This window comes from Limnoraphis robusta BA-68 BA1 (assembly GCF_034932365.1).
In the GTDB taxonomy this organism is placed as follows: domain Bacteria; phylum Cyanobacteriota; class Cyanobacteriia; order Cyanobacteriales; family Microcoleaceae; genus Capilliphycus; species Capilliphycus robustus.
This window is the reverse complement of sequence record NZ_JAYGHR010000002.1, coordinates 30,264-53,411: the sequence shown is the minus strand read 5'-3', so window position 1 is coordinate 53,411 and position 23,148 is coordinate 30,264. Positions and strand designations below refer to the sequence as shown.

Sequence of the window (23,148 nt, the reverse complement as noted above, 5' to 3'; positions counted from 1 at the left end):
CCAGAAGGCGATCAGATGACCGACGAAGCTTCCGGGGAGAGTGTGAAACCGGAATCATCACAACAAGGTGAGGAATCTTTCCCCCCAGAAGGCGATCAGATGACCGACGAAGCTTCCGGGGAGAGTGTGAAACCGGAATCATCACAACAAGGTGAGGAATCTTTCCCCCCAGAAGGCGATCAGATGACCGACGAAGCTTCCGGGGAGAGTGCGGACCCGGAATCATCACAACAAGGTGAGGAACCCCCAGAAAATCCGGCTTCTGCGCAGTAATTGGAAGGATTGAAGGCGTTGAAATTGGGGGGATTGGAAGGCGCAAGCGTTGCGCCCCTACACAGCGTTTTAACTTTTTACCCGCACATCAATCACGGTTGCGTTGAAGTTATAGTTTTTACCTTCGAGTTCAACCGTTGTGCCGATTTTAATTTTAATATTCCCCAAAACAGGCCCGCTATCTGTGATTTGACCGTTTCCGACTAACGTCATTAAGATATTATGGCTGTAGGTGTACTCAGCAGTCGGGTCAGGTCGAGCTTTTGAAGTGCCATCGGGTTGAGCAACCGGGATGAGTCGGGGTAAAACTTCAAGGCTTTTAATATCTACCTGTCCGTAGGGTTGATTACGGATAATCAAATTTGTCTTTTCATTGGCTTTGATCATTGCGTTGGGGTCACGTCCCTTTAAACCTAGAGCAATTACATCAACTTCTACAGGTTTAGTCGTCACACCCACCTGAGCCACAGAACCGGATGTACCCGGATAGAAAAATATTCCCACAATCACTAACAAAATCACAAAAGCAGCACCGAAATCCAAAATGCTGACTTTTCCAAACAGGCGACCTTTAGAATCTAAAATATTCATCAAAAAAGTGGCAGCTCCTTGAGAGATCTGACACAACAGCAGTCGGGGAGCAGTAACCCACTGTCAGTTGTCAGTTGTCAGTTACTATGTTACACGTTACGGGTTCCGGATAAATCTGAGAGATTTGCAAGTAAGAGGTCAAAATGGTAATAGAGGGTCACTCTCAATTGGAGATTGGCTTGGCTGTCAGGCTTACTGGGTTAACTCAGTCTCTTTCCTAATCTACAATCCCTTTGTCCTGGAAACTTGGAGTCAAACCCAACAGCTACGATCACCAATACCTTCTGATTTGTTACTCAATGCATTTTTACTGTTCTAACTTAAGATTCAACCATCGAGCACCTCCCACCGCCCCCTATGTTAATTCCCTCTATCTCTCAAGCGATTGATCGTCATCCTGTTACCACAAAACCAGAAACGCCTGTCGAAGAGGTGATTCAGCTTATGAGCAGCACAGGTGCGAGCTATGTGCTAGTGATAGAGGAACCTGTTGCTCCCGCTACGAATCCGTCTCTGTTGGGCATCTTTACAGAACATGATATTATTCAGCTCAACTCTATTGGTGATTCTTTGAAGGGTTTTCCGATTTCACAGATTATGATTCGTTCTGTGATTGCTGTTCAACAGTCGGAAATTCCAGATGTTTTTTCTCTGTTTTCTCTGTTCAATAAACACCAGATTAATCATCTGCCGATTTTGGATGATTTTGGGGGATTGTTTGGTCTGATCACCCCGTTGCATCTGCTGAGACTGGTTCAATCTCAATCCTCATCTGCTGATAAAAATAGCTCTAATTCTTTCAAGTTTTTAGCAAATTATGACAATAATTCAAACTCGAATAATTCGATTATTCAGCCGATTGTACTGCCCGATAATTTAATTAAAATTGCTCAACTATCGGCTCATGCTATTCGCATTGTTCATGCTCCTCATCACGCTTCAGTTAGTTATCTAACCCAGTTAATGTTTCAATATAAAGTTAACTGTGTGGTGATTACAGAAACTGTTTCTTCTAATCGAGAAACGTCTTCGGGTTTTACGGGCGAATCTCAGTTTTCTCGAAAAAATACCAGTAAGTTAAAAGGAATTGTTACCAGTCGTGATATTATTCAAGTGCAAGGATTGGGACTTGATCTGAGTGAAATTAGAGCCAGTGCGATTTGTAATAAGCCTCCTTTACTGGTGCGATCGCAGGCTGCGGTGCAATCGGCGCTGAGTTTAATGCAAAAATATTATTATCAACTGCCTTTAATTGTGCTTGATGAGAGTGGTTATCCGATTAATATTATTTCGCCTCGAACGATTCTATTGCAAATCCTTTGTCCGAAATCGATGCACTCGACAATTTTAAGTTTGCAACAGCAAATTCAACAGATGAAAGCAACGATTCAAAGGTTATCTGAACCTGCAAAACTAGACGCTAATTCTATCGGAGAACTATCAAATTTAACTTCATCTGTTAATCCCGATGGATTGTGGGATTGGAACTTAAAAACCCAAGAGGTTTTCTATTCAACACCCTGGAAACAAATGTTAGGCTATCAAGACCCTGAAATTTCGACTAAAGTTGAAGAATGGTTAGGTCGAATTCATCATAAAGATTTGAAAGCGGTTCGTGCTACTCTCAAAGAACACTTCGCAAAAAAAACAAACTCTTGTGTTCTGAAATATCGGATAAAATGCAAAGATGGTCGCTATAAGTGGGTATTATGTCAAGCACAAACAATCTGGGCAGAAAATGGTGAAGCGATTCGGATGATTGGCAATCAGACTGATATTAAATCGAGTCAAGATATTGTTGAAAACCATCGAAACACCTCGCAACAACTAGAGTTTAATAGCCGTCAAAAATCCGTTTTCTTTCAATTAAATTATCAAGGTCAATTAACGTTTGTAAATGAAGCCTGGACTCAACAAACCGGATGCTTGGTTTCTGAAAGCTTAGGAACTGAATTCATTAATTATATTCATCCCGATGATCACCTGAAATTTACGTCTTTCTCTCAAGCGATTTTGAGAGGGGAGTTAGAGTCTATCAACGAGGAATTTAGACTGCAAAATGCCTCTGATTATTCAGAAAAATCAGAATTCAACCCGGATCAAAATGCTTCCCCCTATCAACGAGTTTTACTCTCAGCCTGTGCAGTCTGGAATAGCGAAAATCAGGTGATAGGAATAACGGGAACCCTCAACCCCTGCATCACAACTTTAGCTATTTCTGAAGAACTTAATGAAAAATCGCAAGTGATTCGCCAATTATATGAAATTGCGATTAACTCGGAGGCGAATTTTGAAGCTCATATCAATCAACTCTTGATTATGGGATGCGATCGCTTTAAAATGGATATTGGTTTATTAGGCAGAGTTAGAGCGGATCGTTATGAAGTTATTTCGGCTTATTTATCCCAAGATTTCCCCTTTGGGTTTACAAAAGGTGATACTTTTTCCCTCGAACAAACCTTTGAATGGGAGGCTTTACGTTCTGAGGATGTTGTCTGTATAGAGTCGATTAAAAACTCACCTTGGAAAGATCACGAAGCCTATACAATTCGACGCTTAGAAGCTTATATTGGCACCCAAGTTAAGGTAGAAGGACGAGTCTATGGTACCCTCAGTTTTATGAGTCGGAAACCTCGCTCATTATTCCAGTCTATTGATCTCGAAATTATCAAACTGATGGCCAGTTATATTGGAAGTGAAATCGCTAGGGAAAATTCACAACAAGATTTGCAGCGACAGAATCAATACTTATTATTGATGAAGCAAATCACCCAAAAAGTTCGTTCTAAGTTAGAAACTCAGGAAATATTTCAAACAACGGCGACACAAATTGGTCGGGTTTTTGGGGTAAATCGCTGTTCGATTTATACTTATATTCCTCAACCTTATCCTCATCTGGCTTGCGTGGCTGAATATTTAGAAGTCGGCTATGAGTCTACCTTGAATTTAGAGATTTCTGTGAATTATAATCCCTACATTGAAAGACTACTCGCTGAAGATAAAGCCGTTGTTTCACCAGATGTATTTGCTGATTCGTTGTTAGAATCATCAGCGCCTATGTGTCGGCGTATGGGATTAAAATCAATGTTAGCAGTTCGCACGTCCTACAATAGTGAACCCAATGGCATTATTATGTTACATCAATGCGATAGTTTACGACAGTGGACGGATGAAGAAGTTGAATTTTTAGAAGATGTTGCGAGTCAAGTCGGTTTAACACTTTTCCAAGCCAAACTGTTAGAATATGAAGTTAAAAGTCGTCAACAATTAGCGGATAAAAACAAAGCCTTAGAAGAAGCCAGACTCGCCGCAGAAATCGCTAGTCGTGCTAAGAGTGAATTTCTCGCCACCATGAGTCACGAAATTCGTACACCGATGAATGCGGTAATTGGGATGACGGGATTACTTTTGGATATGAACCTAAATGCGGAACAGCGTGATTTTGTTGAAACCATTCGCACCAGTGGAGATGCTTTGCTGACGATTATTAATGATATTCTCGATTTCTCAAAAATTGAATCCGGTAAATTAGAACTCGAACATCAGCCTTTTAAGCTGCGAACCTGCATCGAAGAATCTTTAGACTTGCTTTCAGCTAAAGCTTCCGAAAAAGGCTTAGAATTAGCTTACATTATCGATCCGAATACGCCGGAAGTGATGATTGGAGATGTGACTCGCTTACGCCAAGTTTTAGTGAATTTACTCAGCAATGCGGTTAAATTTACCAATCAAGGTGAAGTGATTGTCTCGGTTACTTCTACGGTGGTGATTCCTGAAGCCGTGAACAAATCAGAAGCTTCTGTTGTAGAAACGGTAGAAATCGAACCCTCTTCATCTCCGCCTATTTATGAAGTACAATTTGCAGTTAAAGATACCGGAATTGGGATTCCTCCTGATCGAATGCACCGTTTATTTAAAGCCTTTTCTCAAGTGGATGCGTCCACGACTCGACAGTACGGCGGAACGGGTTTAGGACTAGCAATCAGTCAACGTTTGAGTGAAATGATGGGCGGACAAATGTGGGTTGTCAGTTGGATTCAACCCGAACAAAAATCCTCAAAATCTGAATCTCTGATCTCTAGCGTGACTGGAAATCCACCCGCGTCATTTGAAATCCCTAATTTGGATTATACCGGATCTATCTTTTATTTTACCCTAAAATCATCAGCCATATCAACTTCATTATCTGATGAATTTGCCGATCAATTATTCACAGGAAAACTGGTTCTGATCGTCGAAAGTCATGGAGTCAATCAAACGGTGATCACTCGACAAGTCAAAGCTTGGGGTATGAACCCCATTGTTGCAAAAACTGGAATTGATGCCCTAAAATCGATTAAAGAAAATCCTAGCTTAGATTTAGTGATTATCGGTATTAATTTGCCGGATATTGACGAAATTGAACTCGCTCGTAAAATTCGTTTACTCGAAAAAGATTTAACCCGAAATAATCCCAAACGACAACCTGTTCACTTAGTTATGTTTAACTATGCGAGTAACACCAACATTGTCAAACGCATCGAACGCACGAATATTAACTGTGCGGGATTCGTTAATAAACCCCTGAAACAATCTCAGTTTTATAATACATTAGTTCAGATTTTTGCCGACAGTGAAACGATAGAAAATTCCTCTCCCTTCAAACATCTCGATGAGTCTGGGCCACTTAATATTCCTCAACATCACGCCGCTTTACGCATTTTACTCGCTGAAGATAATGTTACCAATCAAAAAGTTGCCACCAAACTATTACAAAGATTAGGATATCGAGCGGATATTGCCGGGAACGGCGTGGAAGTATTAGATGCCCTCAAACGACAACCCTATGATGTGGTTTTGATGGATGTACAAATGCCCCAAATGGATGGTTTAGAAACTTCCCGTCGTATCTGTAAAGAATATGGCGATGGTAGCGATGAACGCCCGAGAAAACCTACAATTATTGCGATGACAGCTAATGCGATGCGAGGCGATCGCGAAATGTGTCTGGCTGCGGGTATGGATGATTATGTCACAAAACCTGTTCGTCGAGAAGAACTCGCTCAAGCCTTAGCAAAATGTCAACCTTTATATCCCCTTACGCCTGAACATATTCCCCTGGAACAACACTCATCAAATAACAGCTATTCCTCACCTGAAATGACTAACACACCCAACGAAGAACCCCTTGCTGATGTTCCTTCTATTGATGCTAAAATCTTGCAAAACCTCCGAGAATATGATGATGAAGATGAGCCGTTTGTTAATATTTTAATTGAGACTTATCTCAATGAAGCCCCTCAACATCTCGACGGAATTCGGACGGGAGTTCAGTCTGAAGATGCAAAACTTCTGAAAGAATCGGCTCACACCCTAAAATCCAGTAGCGCTCAATTAGGTGCGATGAAATTTTCTCAACTGTGTAAAGAAATGGAATATATGGGACGGATGGGAATGGAAACGGACTCAATAGAAATTGAATGTTTTGTGTCGGGAACTGCGGCTCAACGACTCTTAGAAATTGAAGCCGAATGGCAAAAAGTTGAAGAGGCTTTGCGTCAAGAAATTACAATAAAAGAGTAAAGAAAATATCGACAACCCAGAAAAATAGACAGATTGGATCTGACGGTTTTCAAGTCCTTGTTAAAAAGGTTCTTACTCAAAATACTTGATTCAGCATCTTGATTTGAGTTATAACTGAAATATCTGAGGGTTGATGAGTCTATTTTTTGGCTCATCTCATCTTCATTCTTAGGATAATTTTCAACGCTTCAAAAGTTTACAAAGGAGAAATTATGGCCAACTTAGACGCCATTAGTTCAGTGGAAACCCCAGCAAATCAAGCCTTGAGTCCAGACGATCAACTTCCCGGAATTTACCTTTTCCTCAAGATAGTTGAGTATCTGATCCTGGCAGCTTCTATTGGTACTGTTATCTTGTTATTTGTGCTAGGAGAAGATCGACTCCGCATCTATGCAGCAGTTTTTACCTCTCTATTCATTTTTCTGTTTCTCACCAATGGCCAATTGAGGCAGAATTATCAAAAAAGTGCAGTTGAGTCTAAGTTAGCTCAACATTCCGAACTATACAATTATATGTATACACCGGAAACAGACGGTCTCTCCTCAAATGCCTCCCTACAATTATCCAGAAAAAAGGCATTAAAATATTCTATGGAGTTGATTGAAGATTACAAAAAAACCAGGGATAACTCCAGAAATATCTATTACGTTTCACAAATTGCTACGATTATTCTCTCAGGTGTGACACCGATTTTAGTCTTGCTAGAACGCTTAGATTCGGGTTCAGGCTGGTTAAAGTGGCTTCCCGTGCTGTTTCCCGCATTAGCCTCCATTGTTACCAGTATCGTCACTTCTTTTCCCTTCCAAGAAACTTGGATCGCGGCTAATAAAACTGTTGAGTTATTAGAAGCAGAACAAGAGAAATTTATCTTAGGAATTACTCCGGCTTATCGTTGCTACGATATTAATGACCCTACCCAACGACAACAAATGGCGAAAAAAGCCATTGAAAACTTTATTAGTCAGGTCAACAATATTCATCTCAAGCAACTGCAACAGGGGGGTTCAGAGCAGCTAGAAACGGAGAAAAAAGAGGAAAATAAATCCGCTTCTCCAGTCGCTTAGTAAGTTATAGCTCACGTTTAACCCATTGACTCTGTATAGACGCCCTCAGAGGGCGTCTCTAACTATTTGAAGAGGATTTGACTTGACATTTTAGATAAAATATGTATATGCTCAAATATATAAACTCATAACGAGTATGAGTTAACCAGCAAGGAAAAGGACAATGGCTCAACTCAAACAACGTCGCTCCGAAAACCAGAGCGGTAACTTTTACGTCGATCAAAGCTGTATTGACTGCGATACCTGTCGCTGGATGGCCCCGGAGGTTTTTCATCGAGCAGGTGAACAGTCAGCCGTGTATCATCAACCGAGTAATGAAACCGAACAACTGCGAGCAATGCAGGCGTTGTTATCCTGTCCGACTGCTTCAATTGGTACGGTCGAAAAACCCCATGATATTAAAATTGTACATCAAAGTTTCCCCCTTTTAATCGAAGATAACGTTTATCATTGCGGCTACCATTCTGAAAGTTCGTTTGCTGCGGCGAGTTATTTTATTCAACGCGAAGATGGTAATATTCTCATCGACTCCCCTCGGTTTGCGCCGCCACTCGTTAAGCGTTTAGAAGCATTAGGAGGGATACGCTATCTCTATCTCACCCATCGGGATGATGTCGCCGATCATCAAAAATTTCACGATCATTTTGGATGCGATCGCATTCTTCATACTGATGATATCACTGCTGACACCCAATCGGTAGAAATTCAACTTTCGGGTTTTGAAGAGATCGAATTCGCTCCCGATCTATTAATTATTCCCGTTCCCGGACACAGCAAAGGTCATACAGTTTTACTGTACAATCACAAGTATTTATTTACAGGTGATCATCTTGCTTGGTCAGACTCGTTAAATCAACTTTACGCTTTTCGTCGCTACTGTTGGTATTCCTGGTCAGACCAAATTAACTCCATGAAAAAGTTAACAAATTATTCGTTTGAGTGGGTGCTTCCCGGTCACGGACACCGCCATCATACTGATAGTATCACGATGGAAAAACAAATGCAAGAATGCGCCAGTTGGATGACCCAAAATTAGAGGGTTTAACCCAGAAACCCGGTTTCTCACAGAAACCGGGTTTCTTTCGGTTAACGGTAAGCCTAAGCCATCACAACAGTTATAAACCTATTTTGACCTCACCCCTTCCCCTCTCCTAGAAGGCGAGGGGTTTTTGTATTCCAACCCATCACAACCCATAGACCCCAAAAATTAACTGTCGGATCGGTTAAACACTATTTTTACCTGATCCCTTTCATACCTACGTGATCTTCACAAGTTTGAGAGTATTCTAAAATTTTTTATTTTTCAGTGGTTGTACGGATGACAGCGAGCAATATTTAGTTTTAAACTAGACGCATAAGTTTAGTTAGGGGAAAAAGACAGGTTTTTTCTGAAGGAGACAGCAAAAATAATTTTGCTAAAAGACTGTATTGATTATCGTTACTTTGCCAGATTTTTCTCGATTCAGAGTTCTTGTATACACAAGCAAAATTTGATGAATAAGAAAGAAATTCATAACTTGATTGATGCTAATCAAGAGTATTCAGACTTTGGACGTTTGTTGTATCATCGAGAGCGCAAAAATAAGAAGGTCTTGCATTACTCAGTGCAACTGAATGATACGGAGTCATTAGCTTGGGAACCTGTTCATAGCGATCGCCAAAAAGATAAAGGTGAAATAGACATTTGGAAAATTAACAAGCATTTTCACCCCGCTAAATACGTTCATCATTGGTCTAGAAATAACATGACTCGGGCTTTGCATATCTCTGTTGATGAGTTTCACAAAAATTGGCAGTATGAACTCTTTCGATTTAACTGTGAACACTGGGCGCGTTTAGTAACAACAGGTGATTGTCGCTGTTTCCAAATTCACGAATTTAAGAAATTGCAGAAAATCCCAGTGGCTGGTTTAGCTATCGTTGGTGTTGCAGGCTTTGTAACAGGTGCTTGGGAAAATAATGGCTATGCACAAAAGGCAATTACTAAAGGTCTTTAGGTTGGGTTTTGTACAAGATAACTTTTGGAATTTAGAGAATCAATTCAGATGAATTACACAACAGCACAAAGTCAAGAAGTAGATATCAGTAAAATTCTCGAATTGGCGATGAAAACTGCTATAAATTTACGCGGCAATGTCAATCTTTTAATAGCGGGTAAAACGGGTGTTGGTAAAAGTACCTTAATTAATGCTGTTTTCCATGAAAATCTAGCCGAAACAGGTCAAGGTAAACCTGTTACACCCACTACACGAGAGATTAAAAAAGAAGGTTTCCCTCTAACAATTTTTGATAGTAGAGGTTTGGAGGTTGCCAAGTACAAAGAAACAATTTGTGAATTAGAAAACCTAATAAAAGAACGTTGCAATCATTCCGATCCCAACCGCCATATTCATATTGCATGGGTGTGTATTTGTGAAGATATCCGACGGGTTGAAGATGCAGATAAAGAGCTTGTGGAAATGCTCAGTCGATATGTACCTGTTGTTGGTGTAATTACTAAAGCCAGAGCAGATAATGGCTTTCGAGAAACAGTACAACAAGAACTTTCTCTAGCTAAAAATGTAGTTCGTGTAAGGGCAATTTCTGAGCAGTTAGATGATGGTCATGTGCAAACCGTTATGGGTTTAAAAGAATTAATTGATATAACTATGCAAATCGTACCAGAGGGGCAAAGAAATGCAATAGCAGCCGCTCAAAAAGTCTCTCTTCGAGAAAAAGTCAAACGCTCTCATGTAATTGTAACTACCGCAGCAACGAGTGCTGCTAGTGTGGGTGCTATTCCCATACCATTTTCTCATGCTGTAGCTTTAGTTCCTATACAGGTTACAATGTTAGCCAGTATCAGTGTAGTGTTCGGTTTAGACTTAAGCCAAGCATCTTTAGGAACACTCATCTCTGGTGTAATTGCAGGAGGGTGTAAACTAGGAGGTAATATGTTGCTCAGTGGTTTAGCGAAACTGATTCCGGGTGCAGGTAGCCTTGTCGGTGGAATTTTAGCAGGAAGTACGGCTGCGTTGCTAACAACACTTTTTGGAGAAGCCTATATTGCTGCTTTATGGGCTATTTTTTCAGGACATCCTGATGCTCAACCGACACCACAGGAAGTAGCAGAAACTTTCAAGACAGAACTATCCAGAAAGAATTTCCTTTCCCTCTCAAAATAGTTAACTTTCATCAGTTAAACTCCCAGAAACCCGGTTGCTCAAAGAAACCGGGTTTCTAAATTTAAGTTTTTATCCTGAAAAATAATATTGCGATTCGTTTCAATTGTTGCTAGAACTTAACTCTTGTTATTTTTACTTAACACGGTCTATCCTGTAGGCATTTCCAACCCTCATTCAGTCGGTTAACCGTCCCTAAAACAGTAACACAACTTAAACGATTGTAAATATTCTGTGATTGAAAATAAATGTTGCAAGTTCACACAATCACTGTTATTTACTTTATTATAAAAGTGTAGAAGATCAATATCAATTGACAGAGACAGAGGTGAACAGATATGAATATTCTTCATGCCCTTGCAGATATGGTTGTTTATGTCTCCGAAGCTGCTGCTCGCATTTTCAGCCCCAGCGACGACAGTTATCCCATGATTGGTGTACAGCCCTTTGAAGGTATTCCGAATCACGATTATAAATGGGAAGACTAATCTCAAAAGAAGTGAATTTCAGTGAATTTAAAATATAGTCTGAGTCAATATAAACCCTCAACCTGCACGTTGTAGGAGAGGGTTTAATTGTCTTTTAATACAACCCGTTTAAATAGAAATTAATCCGAGATGACTCATTCGCCCTAGCCCAACGGTTGGGGCTTTTTTTGGCTGTCTCTATTTAATGAGCAACAAGATATTAATAGTCAATTATCCGTCCTTGTACAGACAGCCATCTCAATGCGATCATTGAATTATGTAATGCTTGCCAAGCATAGGAAAATTCACCACTAAGACACTAAGACACTAAGATTTGCTTCTTGACTGTTCTCTGTGTCGAGCGTGGTTTTTCTATTCGGGCTTTTCCGAGTAATGAAGCTGTCCTAACTTACAATCGCACTGCTGTAATCATTATAAGATCTGACACTGGACTTGAAATCTTGAATTTTCGTTGACAAGCTGGGTTGATGGGTGACTGTTGGCTAAGATAGAGTTAAGTTCGCTAAACTTATATTTAATCAATTTTTGGGGAATTCCCCAAGTCGTTTTTATGTTGTCGGGTTGAACGCGATCGCACAACCGATCTTAAGGGAAAATCAATGAATAAAGTTGGGATTAGTTATTTATTGTGGGCGGCTTGTTTTGTTAGCCCGTTTCATGGACTGCACCGTTTTTATAATGGCAAAATTGGCACGGGTTTGTTGTGGTTGTGTACCTTTGGTTTATTTGGGTTTGGGCAATTTTTAGATTTATTTTTGATTCCGGGGATGGTAGACGAACACAACGCCAAAATTCAAGCCAAATTGGGCGTTTCTAGCACAGGTGTACCTTTGTACTCATCGACCCCTGCGGTTACTTATAATATTACCCCAACCACTCAAGAACAATTGCGAGTTAAGCTCTTGAAAGCGGCTGCAACCCGAGGCGGTAAACTATCCGTTACACAAGGCGTCATGGCGACAGGAGCGAGTTTTGAGGAAGTCGAAAAAGTTCTCAATCAAATGCTCAAAAGTGGCTATGTAGGAATCGGAAATCATCCAGAGACGGGAATTGTTTTATACGACTTCCATGAATTATAGCTCGAATATTCGTTAACATATTCCTGTACGGGTTTTGCGTAAAAGGACGAACAATCATGTTTCTAGTAACCGGAGCAACAGGTGGACTCGGTAGCCGTATTGTACGCCGCCTACGCCAACAGGAAAAAGAAGTCCGAGGGTTTGTGCGGTTAACCTCTCGGTATTCTGAACTCGAAAGTCGTGGGGCGAATATTTTTATCGGAGATTTAGAACGAGATAAAGATATCTACAAAGCCTGTCAAGGGGTAAAATATGTGATTAGTTCGCATGGTTCGGGAGGGAAAGCCCAAGCAATTGAATATCGGGCTAATATTGAATTAATTGATGCAGCCAAAGAAGCCGGAGTTGAACATTTTGTGTTTATTTCGGTATTGGGTGTTGATCGCGGTTATGAAGATTCACCTGTTTTTAAAGCCAAACGAGAGGTTGAAAAGTATTTACAAACCAGTGGTTTAAATTATACCATTTTACGTCCTTCTGCCTTTGCTTCCAGTTTATTACCTCTAGCGGAACGGTTCAAACAAACGGGGATTTATTTGTTAATTGGTGATGCTCAAAATCGGACTTCTGTTGTCAGTACCGATGATTTAGCGCGAATTGCCATTGATTCGGTTTTTGTCGAAGCCGCTCAGAATAAAATTTTACCTGTTGGCGGGCCAGAAATTATTAGTCGGGGAGATATTCCTCAGATTTTTAGCCGTGTTTTTAACAAAGAGCCAATTATTATTAATCCACCACTTTTTTTATTTGATGGGTTACGGGGTACCATCGGTTTATTGAATGCTGATGCTGAGAAGAATTTAGGAACGTTACGAGTGTTATTGGGAAATGAATTTTTCTGTACTCCCGAAGAAATAGACACTTTAGAACTGATGTTTGACATGAAGATGGAACCCTTAGAAAGTTTTCTCCGTCGTTACTTGGGAGCTTAATTTTTGAGGTTTAGATTGGAATGGCTAATCTTTTAAGGTTAGCCTTTTTCAGATTTCATCATCAAATCACTATCCCAAAAAACTCTACAGAAAACATCAAGAAAAAACCTTCGTGTCTTCCTGTCTTTGTGGTCAGTTTCTCCACCAAAAAAGTCAATCCTGTGTGATTTAAAATAAAAATACTAGATTCAGCTTAACTTTAACGCACTCACTGGCACTTCATCCCAAGACTCAACAGTTCTCATCTGCGCTACCCAACCTTGTTGTTTTTGAGTTTCTGTCAAGTTTTTATCAAAAGATTCGTGACAGGCTTTGGCTTGTTCCTGATCACAACAAGCAATACAAGAATAAATTAGCCCAGCCGGATCAAGTTGTTCGTTAATCCAAATTGTCATTTTTAAATCTTCCTTGAGTCAGTCTAATAATGGAACTCTTTATATTGTATCAGAAGTCAGTAGAGATGTTTACTTAAATCCTCCCCATTCATTAATTTTATAAACAACTTGAAAGTTTTGCTGGTAAGCTCTATAATCATCTTACCCGGAAAAACCAGGATTTATGAACCATCAAAAATTTCCTTGTCTACCAACAATCCTCCCAACTTCCGTTGCTCTAGCAACACTGTACTCGGTTATTAATATATTACCAACTTCAGCGCAGATTGTCCCCGATAACAGCTTGGGTAATGAAAACTCCGTTGTTACTCCTAATGTTAACATTCGCGGAATTAATAGCGATCGCATCGATGGGGGTGCGGTACGGGGGTCTAACTTATTTCATAGTTTTCAAGAATTTAATATCAGAGAGGGACGGGGAGCCTACTTTTCTAATCCCGATAATATTATCAATATACTAACTCGCGTTACCGGGGGAAATATCTCAGAAATCCTCGGAACATTAGGCGTTTTGGGGAATGCAAATCTATTTTTAATCAATCCTGCGGGAATAGTCTTTGGACCAAACGCCAGGTTAGATGTAGGCGGTTCATTCTTTGCCACAACTGCCGATGGTATTTTATTTGAAAATGGCTTTGAATTTGCAGCCAGTAACCCGGAAGCACCGCCATTATTAACAATAAATATGCCGTTGGGTTTGAATATTCGAGAAAATCCCGGAACAATTGTTAATCAAACGTTACCACAACTCGTTGATAGAAACGGTATCCGCCCTAATGGTACTCCTTCAGGATTGTATGTACCACCCGAAGAAACAATTGCATTAATTGGTGGTGAAGTGCGGTTTGAAAGTGGGGTAATTGCGTCTCCGGGGAGTCGTTTAGAGTTGGGGGGATTATCTGAACCCGGAATAGTCGAACTGAACCCAGATGGGAGTTTAAATTTTCCTCTCAACGTACAGCGAGCAAATGTTTTACTAACAAACGGTGCTGTTGCTAGTGTTGTTGGTAATCCAGGAGGTAATATTGGGATTAATGCTCGGAATCTAGAAATTTCAGGTGGCAGTCAAGTTACAAATGGAGTTGCAGAAGTTAGCGGCTTGCTGAGTATTGAAGATGGTGAAAGCTTAGATACAGAACCTTCTCAAGCTGGAGATATTCGGATTAATGCTACAGAATCTGTGAGATTAACAGATCAAAACAGTGCTATAGGAAACATCGTGCTTCCAAATTCCTTTGGAAATGCAGGTAATATTGATATCCAAACCAATCTTTTATCTATTAGTGATGGAACATTCATATCAACAGCAACTTTTGGTCAAGGAGATGGAGGAGATTTAACCGTTACTGCTACCGATGCAGAACTGGTGGGTAGTAAGTTGGGAGCCTCAGTTGAACAGGGAGCAACAGGAAATGGTGGTACTTTGACTATCGAAACTCAAAATCTGTCGGTTCGAGAGGGAGCGCAGATATTCACTGGAACTTCTGGTCAAGGTGAGGGGGGAAATTTAACCGTTACTGCTACTAATGTAGAAGTGGTTGGTCGTTCTGCTGATGGTCAAGTTTCTAGTGCTTTGGCAGCTTCAGTTCAACCTGGAGCCATAGGAAACAGTGGGACTTTAACTATTAATACTCAAAATCTGTCGGTTCGAGAGGGAGCGCAGATATCCACTGGAACTTTCGGTAACGGAGACGGGGGAAATTTAACCGTTACGGCGACCGATGTGGAACTGGTAGGAACTTCTAGTGATGGTCAGCTTCCCAGTGGTTTATTCGCTTCAGTTGAACAGGGAGCAACGGGAAACGGTGGGACTTTAACCCTTAATACTCAACGGTTGTCGGTTCGAGAGGGGGCGCAGATACAAACTGGAACTTCTGGTAATGGAGATGGGGGAAATTTAACCGTTACAGCTAACGATGTGGAACTGGTGGGTAGTGGTAGTGGGTTGGCAGCTTCTGTTCAACGGGGAGCGACGGGAAACGGTGGGACTTTAACTGTAGATACTCAACGTCTGTCGGTTCGGGATGGAGCGCAGATATCAGCTTCAACTTTTGGTAATGGAGATGGGGGAAATTTAACGATAACAGCCAACGATGTGGAATTGGTGGGTAGTGGTAGCCAGTTGGGTGCTTCTGTTGTACAGGAAGCAACAGGAAATGGTGGCACTTTAACCCTTAATACTCAACGGTTGTTAGTTCGAGAGGGAGCGCAAATATCAGCTTCAACTTTTGGAGAGGGAGATGGGGGGAATTTAACCGTTACAGCCAACGATGTGGAACTGGTGGGTAGTGGTAGCGCGTTGGGTGCTTCTGTTGAACGGGAAGCAACGGGAAACGGCGGGACTTTAACCCTTGATACTCAACGGTTGTCCGTTCGAGAGGGAGCGCAGATATCAACTGGAACTTTTGGTAACGGCAACGGGGGAAATTTAACCGTTACTGCCAACGATGTGGAACTGGTGGGTAGTGGTAGCCAGTTGGGTGCTTCTGTTGTACAGGGAGCAACGGGAAACGGTGGGGCTTTAACTGTTGATACTCAACGGTTGTCGGTTCGAGAGGGAGCGCAGATATTTACTGGAACTTTTGGTAATGGCAACGGGGGAAATTTAACCGTTACTGCCAACGATGTGGAACTGGTGAGTGGTAGCCTGTTGGGTGCTTCTGTTGTACAGGGAGCAACGGGAAACGGTGGGACTTTAACCCTTAATACTCAACGGTTGTCCCTTCGAGAGGGAGCGCAGATAGGAACTGACACTTTTGGTAATGGCAACGGGGGAAATTTAACCGTTACTGCCAACGATGTGGAACTGGTGGGTAGTGGTAGCCTGTTGGGTGCTTCTGTTGTACAGGGAGCAACGGGAAACGGTGGGACTTTAACCCTTAATACTCAACGGTTGTCCCTTCGAGAGGGAGCGCAGATAGGAACTGACACTTCTGGTAATGGCAACGGGGGAAATTTAACCGTTACTGCCAACGATGTGGAACTGGTGGGTGGCGGTAGCCTGTTGAGTGCTTCTGTTCAACCGGAAGCAATGGGGAATGGCGGGACTTTAACCCTTAATACTCAACGGTTGTCCCTTCGAGAAGGAGCGCAGATATCAACTGCAACTCTTGGTAATGGCAACGGGGGAAATTTAACCGTTACTGCCAACGATGTGGAACTGGTGGGTAGTGGTAGCGTGTTGGGAGCTTCCGTTCAACCGAACGCAAGAGGAAACGGTGGCACTTTAACTGTTAATACTCAACGGTTGTCGGTTCGAGAGGGAGCATTTATATCAACTGACACTTTTGGCATCGGAAATGGAGGAAATTTAACCGTTACTGCCAACGATGTGGAACTGGTGAGTAGTAGCGGGTTGAGTGCTTCCGTTCAACGAGAAGCAACGGGAAACGGTGGGACTTTAACCCTTGATACTCAACGGTTGTCCCTTCGAGAGGGAGCGCAGATATTAACTTCAACTTTTGGTAATGGAGATGGGGGAAATTTAACCGTTACGGCTAACGATGTGGAATTGGTGGGTAGTGGTAGTATTTTAGCAGCTTCTGTTGTACAGGGAGCAACGGGAAATGGTGGGACTTTAACCCTTAATACTCAACGGTTGTCGGTTCGAGAGGGAGCAGATATATCAACTGCAACTTTTGGTAATGGCAACGGGGGAAATTTAACGGTTACGGCCAACGATGTGGAACTGGTGGGTGGTGATAGTATTTTAGCAGCTTCAGCCTTTTTTCCATCTACAGGTCGAGCGGGAACACTCACAGTTAATGCTGAAAACTTGACGGTTCGAGATGGAGCGACTATTGATGTTCGTTCTGAGACTTCAGAACCCGCAGGAAACTTAGTGATTAACGCGCCTTCTATTCTCCTTAATAATCAAGCCAGTTTGAACGCAGACACAACGGCAGGTCAGGGGAATATTATTGTTAATACAAACGACCTCAGACTTCGCAACAATAGCAACATCACCACCAACGCAACAGGAGAAGCAACGGGAGGTAATATTGTTCTGAATGCAAATACTTTAGTTGCCATTGAAAATAGCGATATTTCCGCCAACGCTCAACAAGCTTTCGGGGGTCAAGTGATTGTTAATGCTAATGCTATTTTTGGAACTCAATTCCGTCAACAAGCAACTAATGCAAGCGATATTACGGCAACTTCTGAACTCGGCCCCCAATTTAGCGGAACGGTTAACCTCAACACAGAAATTGACCCGAGTTCGGGATTAGTTGATCTGCCTCAAAGGGTTGTTGACCCGGCTGCATTAATCGCTCAAGACCCCTGCAAACAGAGAGGAGACAGTCAATTTATTATAACTGGACGAGGCGGTATTGCATTCAACCCCACTCAAGATTTATTTTCAGTTCCCGAGTTAGAATTATCTCTGATTGAACCTGTGACTCCTTCAGTTAATCGTTCCTCCCAACGTCGTCAACAACAATCAAAAAAACGGGATAATAATACTGTTGATTCTAGAACTATTGTTCCGGCGAGGGGTTGGATAAGAGATGAGAAAGGAGATGTTATATTAGTGGGTTATGACCCAACAAAAACGGGAGTTCAGCGTCAACCTCAACCTCTCCCAAATCAATGTAATTCTGAGGAATAAAGCGATTTTCAGCTAATTAATAATGAACTTGTTTCTGATATGCCGAGGGCTTCTTGGTGAAATGCCTGTCTGACCGGGGGAAGCCGACAGTCCGGGGTGATGCAGCGCAAAGTCCGATCTTGCGGGCAGACCCCGCGCCACCTGCGGGCGCCAGCGCAAACTCGCGACTTGGCGGTTTCCGTCGAGAGCGCGAACTTGCGACGGGCGCGGTTTCCGGCGAGACTTAGTTCGCAATCTTAGCGAAGTTTGCAAGAGAGGGAATGCTGCCCAAGACAGGCGGAAACCGCTCGAGAAGGAACTTTGCAATCTTAGGAACGAAACATTAATACGGTTTATACCGTGTTATATCAGTTTTCGATAGCAGATTCACAGCCAAGAAACCACCGGGAACGGGTAACGCCCCAGTGCCAAGTCTTAAGATGATTTAACCAAGATCGAAAAATGGCGACTTGTTTGCTACAATCTACAGGGTTGTCTTGCTATACGATTAAGAATATCCTTGAGCCAATCTATCGATCTGCCCAGAGTAGATGAATTTCTAGAAGAACTCGCAGCTATCCAGCAAACAGGTTCCAAACGAATTGCTGTGCTGGGATCTCGTCATGTTCCCCTGACTCATCAGAATCTCATCGAACTGATGACTTATGCGCTGGCATTAGGGGGAAATCACATTATTACATCGGGTGCAACGGGTACCAACTCAGCCGCTATCCGAGGTGCAATGCGAGCCGATCCGAATTTGTTGACGGTTATTTTACCTCAAAGTATGGATCGTCAACCCCGAGAGTCTCGCGTACAACTCGAACAAGTGATCCATTTAGTCGAAAATCCTAAAGGGGATACCTTGTCTCTAGCTGAAGCGAGTTCCTTGTGTAATCAAGAGATTATTTCTCGCTGTCAACAGTTGATTTGCTTTGCTTTTCACGACAGTACCACCTTACTCAGCACTTGTGAGGAGGCGGAAAATCAGCGCAAAATTGTCACATTGTTCTACTTTGATTAGATGAGGAAATAGGATCAATGGGGATTTTGCAACTGCCGACTGAGGCAATTCTAATAGATGCAATTTTTGTTGCTTTTTTGTTGGTTTATCTGCCTTTTTTTGTCGTCGGTTATGGTCGATTACAAGTTGGCTATGATATGAGCGCACCCAGAGCCATGTTTGACAAACTTCCCCCTTTTGCTCAACGGGCGACTTGGGCGCACCAAAACTCTTTTGAGGCGTTTATGCTGTTTTCTGCTGCTGCATTATCCGCCTATGTAACGGGACAGGACTCACAATTAGCATCCGCCAGTGCGATGATTTTTGTCGTGGCTCGGCTATTCTATTCTGTGTTTTATATTTTAAATATTCCCCTCGCCCGTTCTCTGATGTTTGCAGTGGGTTCTACTTGTATCTCTGTTTTATTCATTCTGAGTTTACTCACTGTTAATCCTTGGGGTTAGTTGTCATCTAGATTTCAATTAACCTCTCGTTTCTTCATAGACATTTTAGTTTAATGTCTTGATTTTTTGTTCGTTATCAACAATAATTAGTTATGGCTTCAACTTCCTCTTTTGATATCGTTAGCGATTTTGACCGTCAAGAATTGGTGAATGCCATTGACCAAACAATGCGGGAAATTAACAGTCGCTACGACCTCAAAGATACGAATACCACTCTAGAATTGGGTGAGGATGCAATAACCGTTAATACCAGCAGTGAGTTTACTTTAGATGCAATTCATACCGTTTTGCAAACGAAAACCGCTAAACGAAACCTCTCTCTGAAAATCTTTGATTATGGTAAAGTTGAATCCGCCAGTGGAAATCGAGTCAGACAAGAAATTAAACTCAAACGCGGAATTGACAAAGACATCGCTAAACAAATTACCAAACTGATTAAGGATGAATTTAAGAAAGTTCAGCCTTCTATTCAAGGCGATGCGGTGAGGGTTACGGCTAAATCTAAGGATGAATTGCAGGAAATCATTCAACGCTTGAAGCAAGAAGAACTTCCAGTGGCGTTGCAATTTACCAATTATCGTTAGGAACCCCAAAAACCCGGTTGATCAAAGAAAGAAACCGGGTTTTTATTGAATTTTATCCAGCCCGTCATATTCCCAAATCGATTCGTTTTCTTGCTTTTCTAACAGTGAGTTTCCCATCGCGATCGCTATTTCTCCGAAAGCTTGCCATTGAGGAACAGAAACCGCTTTTTCTCCCAGTAATAATAACACCGAAGACTGTTGATAATTGGGGTGAGAAGCTGTTAACTCTTGTTGTTTGTATTCTTGCAACCAGTTTACCCAAATTTCCGGCTTTCCCTGTTCACCCAACTTTTCAAAAAACGGTTCAATTTGAAAACTTTCCCAATCAATACTCAAACTTTCTAATAATTGCTGAAATACTTGATAATATTCCCCTTCACTCAAAGGACGACTGGTTTTTTGTTGTAGCATTTCCCCCCACTCAGCCGAAATTTTTCCCACTTCTCCACCGTCAATTTGACCCAACTTGATCATCCGTTGAGACAATTCTGTTTGAGAAAAAGGAGACTCCATTAATTTTCGCCCAAACCGTTGTAACCAAGAGTGCAGAAATCGGTCATTAACCCGGTTTCCCAGATGATCTAAAACTTGAGACTGTTCCCATCCTTGATCAACCCCTGCTAACAATTGCAGAAACAACCCTTCATAAGCCCTATCACTCAACGGGTTAACAGAGGTTAGCGGTTCAGTGTTAGACGGTTCACGGCTTCTCGATGTTGAACTTCTAGCAAACCATCGTTGAAACCAATGTTTTAGCGATCGCCAAATTTGACCTAACATTGCTGATTCTTCAAATATTTCCTACATCCTAAAAACCCGGTTTCTTGGAGAAACCGGGTTTTTTTCTGACTCAAAGGTTTAGAGATTTGACATCACATCTTTAGCCGCAGCTAACGTCTTGTCAATATCATCATCCGTGTGAGCCAAAGAAGTAAATCCCGCTTCAAACTGCGAAGGCGCCAAGTAAATCCCCTGTTCTAGCATTCCGCGATGGAAACGACTAAACTTTGTTAAATCCGACTTCTTAGCATCCTCATAATTATGAACCGGCCCAGACGTAAAGAATAACCCAAACATCCCACTAATTTGGCCGCCACAAGCTTCGTGACCCGTTTCTTGAGCAATTTGCAGCAACCCATCGGATAATCTCTTGGTAATGGTGTCGAGATATTCGTAAGTTCCCGGTTTTTGCAGCAATTCAAGGGTTTTAATTCCCGCCGTCATCGCTAAGGGATTTCCTGACAACGTACCCGCTTGATACATCGGCCCGGACGGTGCCACCAAAGCCATAATATCCCGACGTCCGCCATAGGCACCCACAGGTAAACCGCCGCCGATGACTTTACCCAAGGTTGTTAAGTCAGGCGTCACCCCAAACCGTTCTTGGGCGCCACCATAAGCAATGCGAAATCCCGTCATCACTTCATCAAACACCAACAGGGCGTTATTTTCTTGGGTCAGCAACCGCAACCCTTCTAAAAAGCCAAAATCAGGAGTAATAAAGCCAGAGTTGCCCACAACGGGTTCTAGAATGATCCCCGAGATTTCACCTGGATTTTCAGCAAATAGTTTTTTCACCGCTTCTAGGTCATTGTAGGGGGCGGTGAGCGTGTTTTCGGTAACGTTTTTAGGAACACCGGGAGAGTCCGGTAAACCCAGCGTCGCCACGCCTGAACCCGCTTTCACCAGGAACATATCGGCGTGACCATGATAGCAGCCCTCAAACTTGATGATTTTATCGCGTCCGGTAAAGGCTCTCATCAGCCGCAAAACCGACATACAGGCTTCGGTTCCTGAGTTGACAAACCGCACCATTTCAATGCTCGGAACCGCTTCAATCACCATCTCGGCGAGAACATTTTCCCAAACACAAGGCGCTCCAAAACTGGTTCCGTTTTCCAGGGCGTTTTTCAAAGCCGAAATCACCTCGGGGTGAGCATGACCACAAATCGCAGGCCCCCAAGTGCCGACATAATCAATATATTTGTTACCATCGACATCCCAAATATGGGAGCCTAAAACGCGATCAAAGACAATGGGTTGTCCACCCACAGATTTGAACGCCCGTACAGGAGAACTAACGCCCCCTGGCATCAGCTTTTGAGCGGCGGTAAAAATTTCTTCTGACTTTGTTGTTTTCAATGGGGTTGTTACCACTGTGTATCTCTCCTAAAATTACGGTGTTCGGGTTCTGTAAATGCTTCGATCGCAAAAAATTTGCGGATAATCCTAAATCACAGATAAAAAAGACGACTGTCTTGGTGCGAGTGTCTTAGCGAATGAAACATCCGCAGGATCGCACCGCAAAATGATATTTTATACGAGTTAGGTGTTCTTCGTTACACTCACTCAACTTATGTCTGCCTCAAAACCCCTTTTCTTCAGCCAGTTACTCCCAATTGATAAAATTCGTTACAACGAGCAGGGATTGATCCCCGCTATCATCCAAGATAGTTTGGAGGGTCGCGTCTTAACGCTGGTTTGGATGAGTCCAGACTCTCTGCAAAAGACCTTGCAAGAGGGGCGAGTTTATGACTCTAATCCGTCTTCTGGAGAACTGCCCCATCTGAGCGTCACGGGGTTGCGGTATGATCCGGCTAGTCAATCTTTATTGATTTTAGTCGAGCCGGAGTCACTTGCTGAACAACAAGGAGAATTTGCTGATTTAGCGAGTCATATGATGTCCGAGGTTTTTGAGGTGATTTGCGATCGCCGAGATCACCCCAAAGAAGACTCTTACACCTGTAAATTATTGGCGGGGGGAGATAATAAAATTCTGAAAAAAATCGGAGAAGAATCCGCAGAAGTGGTGATGGCGTGTAAGGATAATGATACTGAGGCGATCGCTTCGGAAGTTGCTGATTTATTTTATCACACCTTGGTTGCGATCGCTTATCATCGGGCGGATCTGCGCGATGTTTACCGCAAGTTAGCTGAACGTCGTCGATAGTTTTTTCTTCGTTT

The 23,148-nt window shown here is 42.3% G+C and carries 18 protein-coding genes; 14 read left to right on the top strand and 4 right to left on the bottom strand.

The features are described from left to right. Positions 1-273: hypothetical protein (locus VB836_RS01455; protein ID WP_323217677.1), on the top strand; the 273-nt coding region annotated here is incomplete at its 5' end. Positions 274-342: 69 nt separating this feature from the next. Here the strand turns inward: VB836_RS01455 and VB836_RS01450 are convergent. After that, positions 343-864 carry a DUF4330 domain-containing protein gene (locus VB836_RS01450; protein WP_323217676.1) on the bottom strand — a complete coding sequence of 174 codons (522 nt, stop codon included), beginning with the start codon at positions 862-864 and terminating at the stop codon, positions 343-345. A 357-nt stretch (positions 865-1,221) separates the two neighbouring features. Between VB836_RS01450 and VB836_RS01445 the strand changes: the two genes are divergently transcribed. The 8 genes from VB836_RS01445 to VB836_RS01410 all read left to right on the top strand — a co-directional run bounded on the left by VB836_RS01445 (position 1,222) and on the right by VB836_RS01410 (position 13,150). Beyond that, positions 1,222-6,426, top strand: a complete 5,205-nt coding sequence (locus tag VB836_RS01445; RefSeq protein ID WP_323217675.1) for a response regulator — start codon at positions 1,222-1,224, stop codon at positions 6,424-6,426. 212 nt (positions 6,427-6,638) lie between these two features. Further along, entirely contained in the window at positions 6,639-7,490 is an 852-nt protein-coding gene (locus tag VB836_RS01440) for a DUF4231 domain-containing protein (RefSeq protein ID WP_323217674.1), read from the top strand. 163 nt (positions 7,491-7,653) lie between these two features. Beyond that, entirely contained in the window at positions 7,654-8,526 is an 873-nt protein-coding gene (locus VB836_RS01435; RefSeq protein ID WP_323217673.1) for an MBL fold metallo-hydrolase, read from the top strand. 457 nt (positions 8,527-8,983) lie between these two features. After that, on the top strand, positions 8,984-9,487 hold the full coding sequence (locus tag VB836_RS01430) for a hypothetical protein (protein WP_323217672.1): 504 nt from the start codon (positions 8,984-8,986) through the stop codon (positions 9,485-9,487). Positions 9,488-9,535: 48 nt separating this feature from the next. After that, positions 9,536-10,654, top strand: coding sequence for a YcjF family protein (locus VB836_RS01425; protein ID WP_323217671.1), 1,119 nt, complete (start codon positions 9,536-9,538; stop codon positions 10,652-10,654). 335 nt (positions 10,655-10,989) lie between these two features. Further along, positions 10,990-11,139: an isochorismate synthase gene (locus VB836_RS01420; RefSeq protein WP_323217670.1), complete on the top strand. Its 150-nt coding sequence runs from the start codon at positions 10,990-10,992 to the stop codon at positions 11,137-11,139. A gap of 599 nt (positions 11,140-11,738) precedes the next feature. After that, a complete protein-coding gene (locus VB836_RS01415; protein ID WP_323217669.1) occupies positions 11,739-12,218 on the top strand; it encodes a TM2 domain-containing protein in 480 nt (159 codons plus the stop codon). Between the two features lie 56 nt (positions 12,219-12,274). Further along, positions 12,275-13,150 (top strand): SDR family oxidoreductase, encoded by an 876-nt coding sequence (locus VB836_RS01410; protein WP_323217668.1) that lies wholly within the window; start codon positions 12,275-12,277, stop codon positions 13,148-13,150. 188 nt (positions 13,151-13,338) lie between these two features. On the opposite strand, the gene VB836_RS01405 is transcribed toward VB836_RS01410, so the two are convergent. Further along, positions 13,339-13,545, bottom strand: coding sequence for a hypothetical protein (locus tag VB836_RS01405; protein ID WP_046282430.1), 207 nt, complete (start codon positions 13,543-13,545; stop codon positions 13,339-13,341). A 163-nt stretch (positions 13,546-13,708) separates the two neighbouring features. Between VB836_RS01405 and VB836_RS01400 the strand changes: the two genes are divergently transcribed. The 4 genes from VB836_RS01400 to VB836_RS01385 all read left to right on the top strand — a co-directional run bounded on the left by VB836_RS01400 (position 13,709) and on the right by VB836_RS01385 (position 20,184). Further along, a complete protein-coding gene (locus VB836_RS01400; RefSeq protein WP_323217667.1) occupies positions 13,709-18,154 on the top strand; it encodes a two-partner secretion domain-containing protein in 4,446 nt (1,481 codons plus the stop codon). Between the two features lie 499 nt (positions 18,155-18,653). Then, complete coding sequence (locus VB836_RS01395) at positions 18,654-19,157, top strand: DNA recombination-mediator protein A (protein ID WP_046279869.1); 504 nt, start codon at positions 18,654-18,656, stop codon at positions 19,155-19,157. 17 nt (positions 19,158-19,174) lie between these two features. Further along, a complete protein-coding gene (locus VB836_RS01390) occupies positions 19,175-19,600 on the top strand; it encodes an MAPEG family protein (protein WP_200906348.1) in 426 nt (141 codons plus the stop codon). A gap of 92 nt (positions 19,601-19,692) precedes the next feature. Further along, a complete protein-coding gene (locus tag VB836_RS01385; protein WP_323217666.1) occupies positions 19,693-20,184 on the top strand; it encodes a YajQ family cyclic di-GMP-binding protein in 492 nt (163 codons plus the stop codon). 42 nt (positions 20,185-20,226) lie between these two features. Here VB836_RS01385 and VB836_RS01380 read toward each other — a convergent pair whose 3' ends face one another. Next, positions 20,227-20,964: a hypothetical protein gene (locus VB836_RS01380; RefSeq protein ID WP_323217665.1), complete on the bottom strand. Its 738-nt coding sequence runs from the start codon at positions 20,962-20,964 to the stop codon at positions 20,227-20,229. A 78-nt stretch (positions 20,965-21,042) separates the two neighbouring features. Continuing rightward, the gene (gene hemL / locus VB836_RS01375) at positions 21,043-22,341 is read right to left on the bottom strand and encodes a glutamate-1-semialdehyde 2,1-aminomutase (RefSeq protein ID WP_323217664.1); all 1,299 of its coding nucleotides are present in this window, start codon (positions 22,339-22,341) and stop codon (positions 21,043-21,045) included. A gap of 199 nt (positions 22,342-22,540) precedes the next feature. Between hemL and hisE the strand changes: the two genes are divergently transcribed. Continuing rightward, on the top strand, positions 22,541-23,134 hold the full coding sequence (gene hisE / locus VB836_RS01370) for a phosphoribosyl-ATP diphosphatase (protein ID WP_046280750.1): 594 nt from the start codon (positions 22,541-22,543) through the stop codon (positions 23,132-23,134). The last annotated feature ends 14 nt before the right edge of the window (positions 23,135-23,148 follow it).

Coding starts and splice junctions, on each gene's coding strand:
- VB836_RS01450 (WP_323217676.1), bottom strand. CDS start 864: ATGAATATTTTAGATTCTAAAGGTCGCCTGTTTGGAAAAGTCAGCATT.
- VB836_RS01445 (WP_323217675.1), top strand. CDS start 1,222: ATGTTAATTCCCTCTATCTCTCAAGCGATTGATCGTCATCCTGTTACC.
- VB836_RS01440 (WP_323217674.1), top strand. CDS start 6,639: ATGGCCAACTTAGACGCCATTAGTTCAGTGGAAACCCCAGCAAATCAA.
- VB836_RS01435 (WP_323217673.1), top strand. CDS start 7,654: ATGGCTCAACTCAAACAACGTCGCTCCGAAAACCAGAGCGGTAACTTT.
- VB836_RS01430 (WP_323217672.1), top strand. CDS start 8,984: ATGAATAAGAAAGAAATTCATAACTTGATTGATGCTAATCAAGAGTAT.
- VB836_RS01425 (WP_323217671.1), top strand. CDS start 9,536: ATGAATTACACAACAGCACAAAGTCAAGAAGTAGATATCAGTAAAATT.
- VB836_RS01420 (WP_323217670.1), top strand. CDS start 10,990: ATGAATATTCTTCATGCCCTTGCAGATATGGTTGTTTATGTCTCCGAA.
- VB836_RS01415 (WP_323217669.1), top strand. CDS start 11,739: ATGAATAAAGTTGGGATTAGTTATTTATTGTGGGCGGCTTGTTTTGTT.
- VB836_RS01410 (WP_323217668.1), top strand. CDS start 12,275: ATGTTTCTAGTAACCGGAGCAACAGGTGGACTCGGTAGCCGTATTGTA.
- VB836_RS01405 (WP_046282430.1), bottom strand. CDS start 13,545: ATGACAATTTGGATTAACGAACAACTTGATCCGGCTGGGCTAATTTAT.
- VB836_RS01400 (WP_323217667.1), top strand. CDS start 13,709: ATGAACCATCAAAAATTTCCTTGTCTACCAACAATCCTCCCAACTTCC.
- VB836_RS01390 (WP_200906348.1), top strand. CDS start 19,175: ATGGGGATTTTGCAACTGCCGACTGAGGCAATTCTAATAGATGCAATT.
- VB836_RS01385 (WP_323217666.1), top strand. CDS start 19,693: ATGGCTTCAACTTCCTCTTTTGATATCGTTAGCGATTTTGACCGTCAA.
- VB836_RS01380 (WP_323217665.1), bottom strand. CDS start 20,964: ATGTTAGGTCAAATTTGGCGATCGCTAAAACATTGGTTTCAACGATGG.
- hisE (WP_046280750.1), top strand. CDS start 22,541: ATGTCTGCCTCAAAACCCCTTTTCTTCAGCCAGTTACTCCCAATTGAT.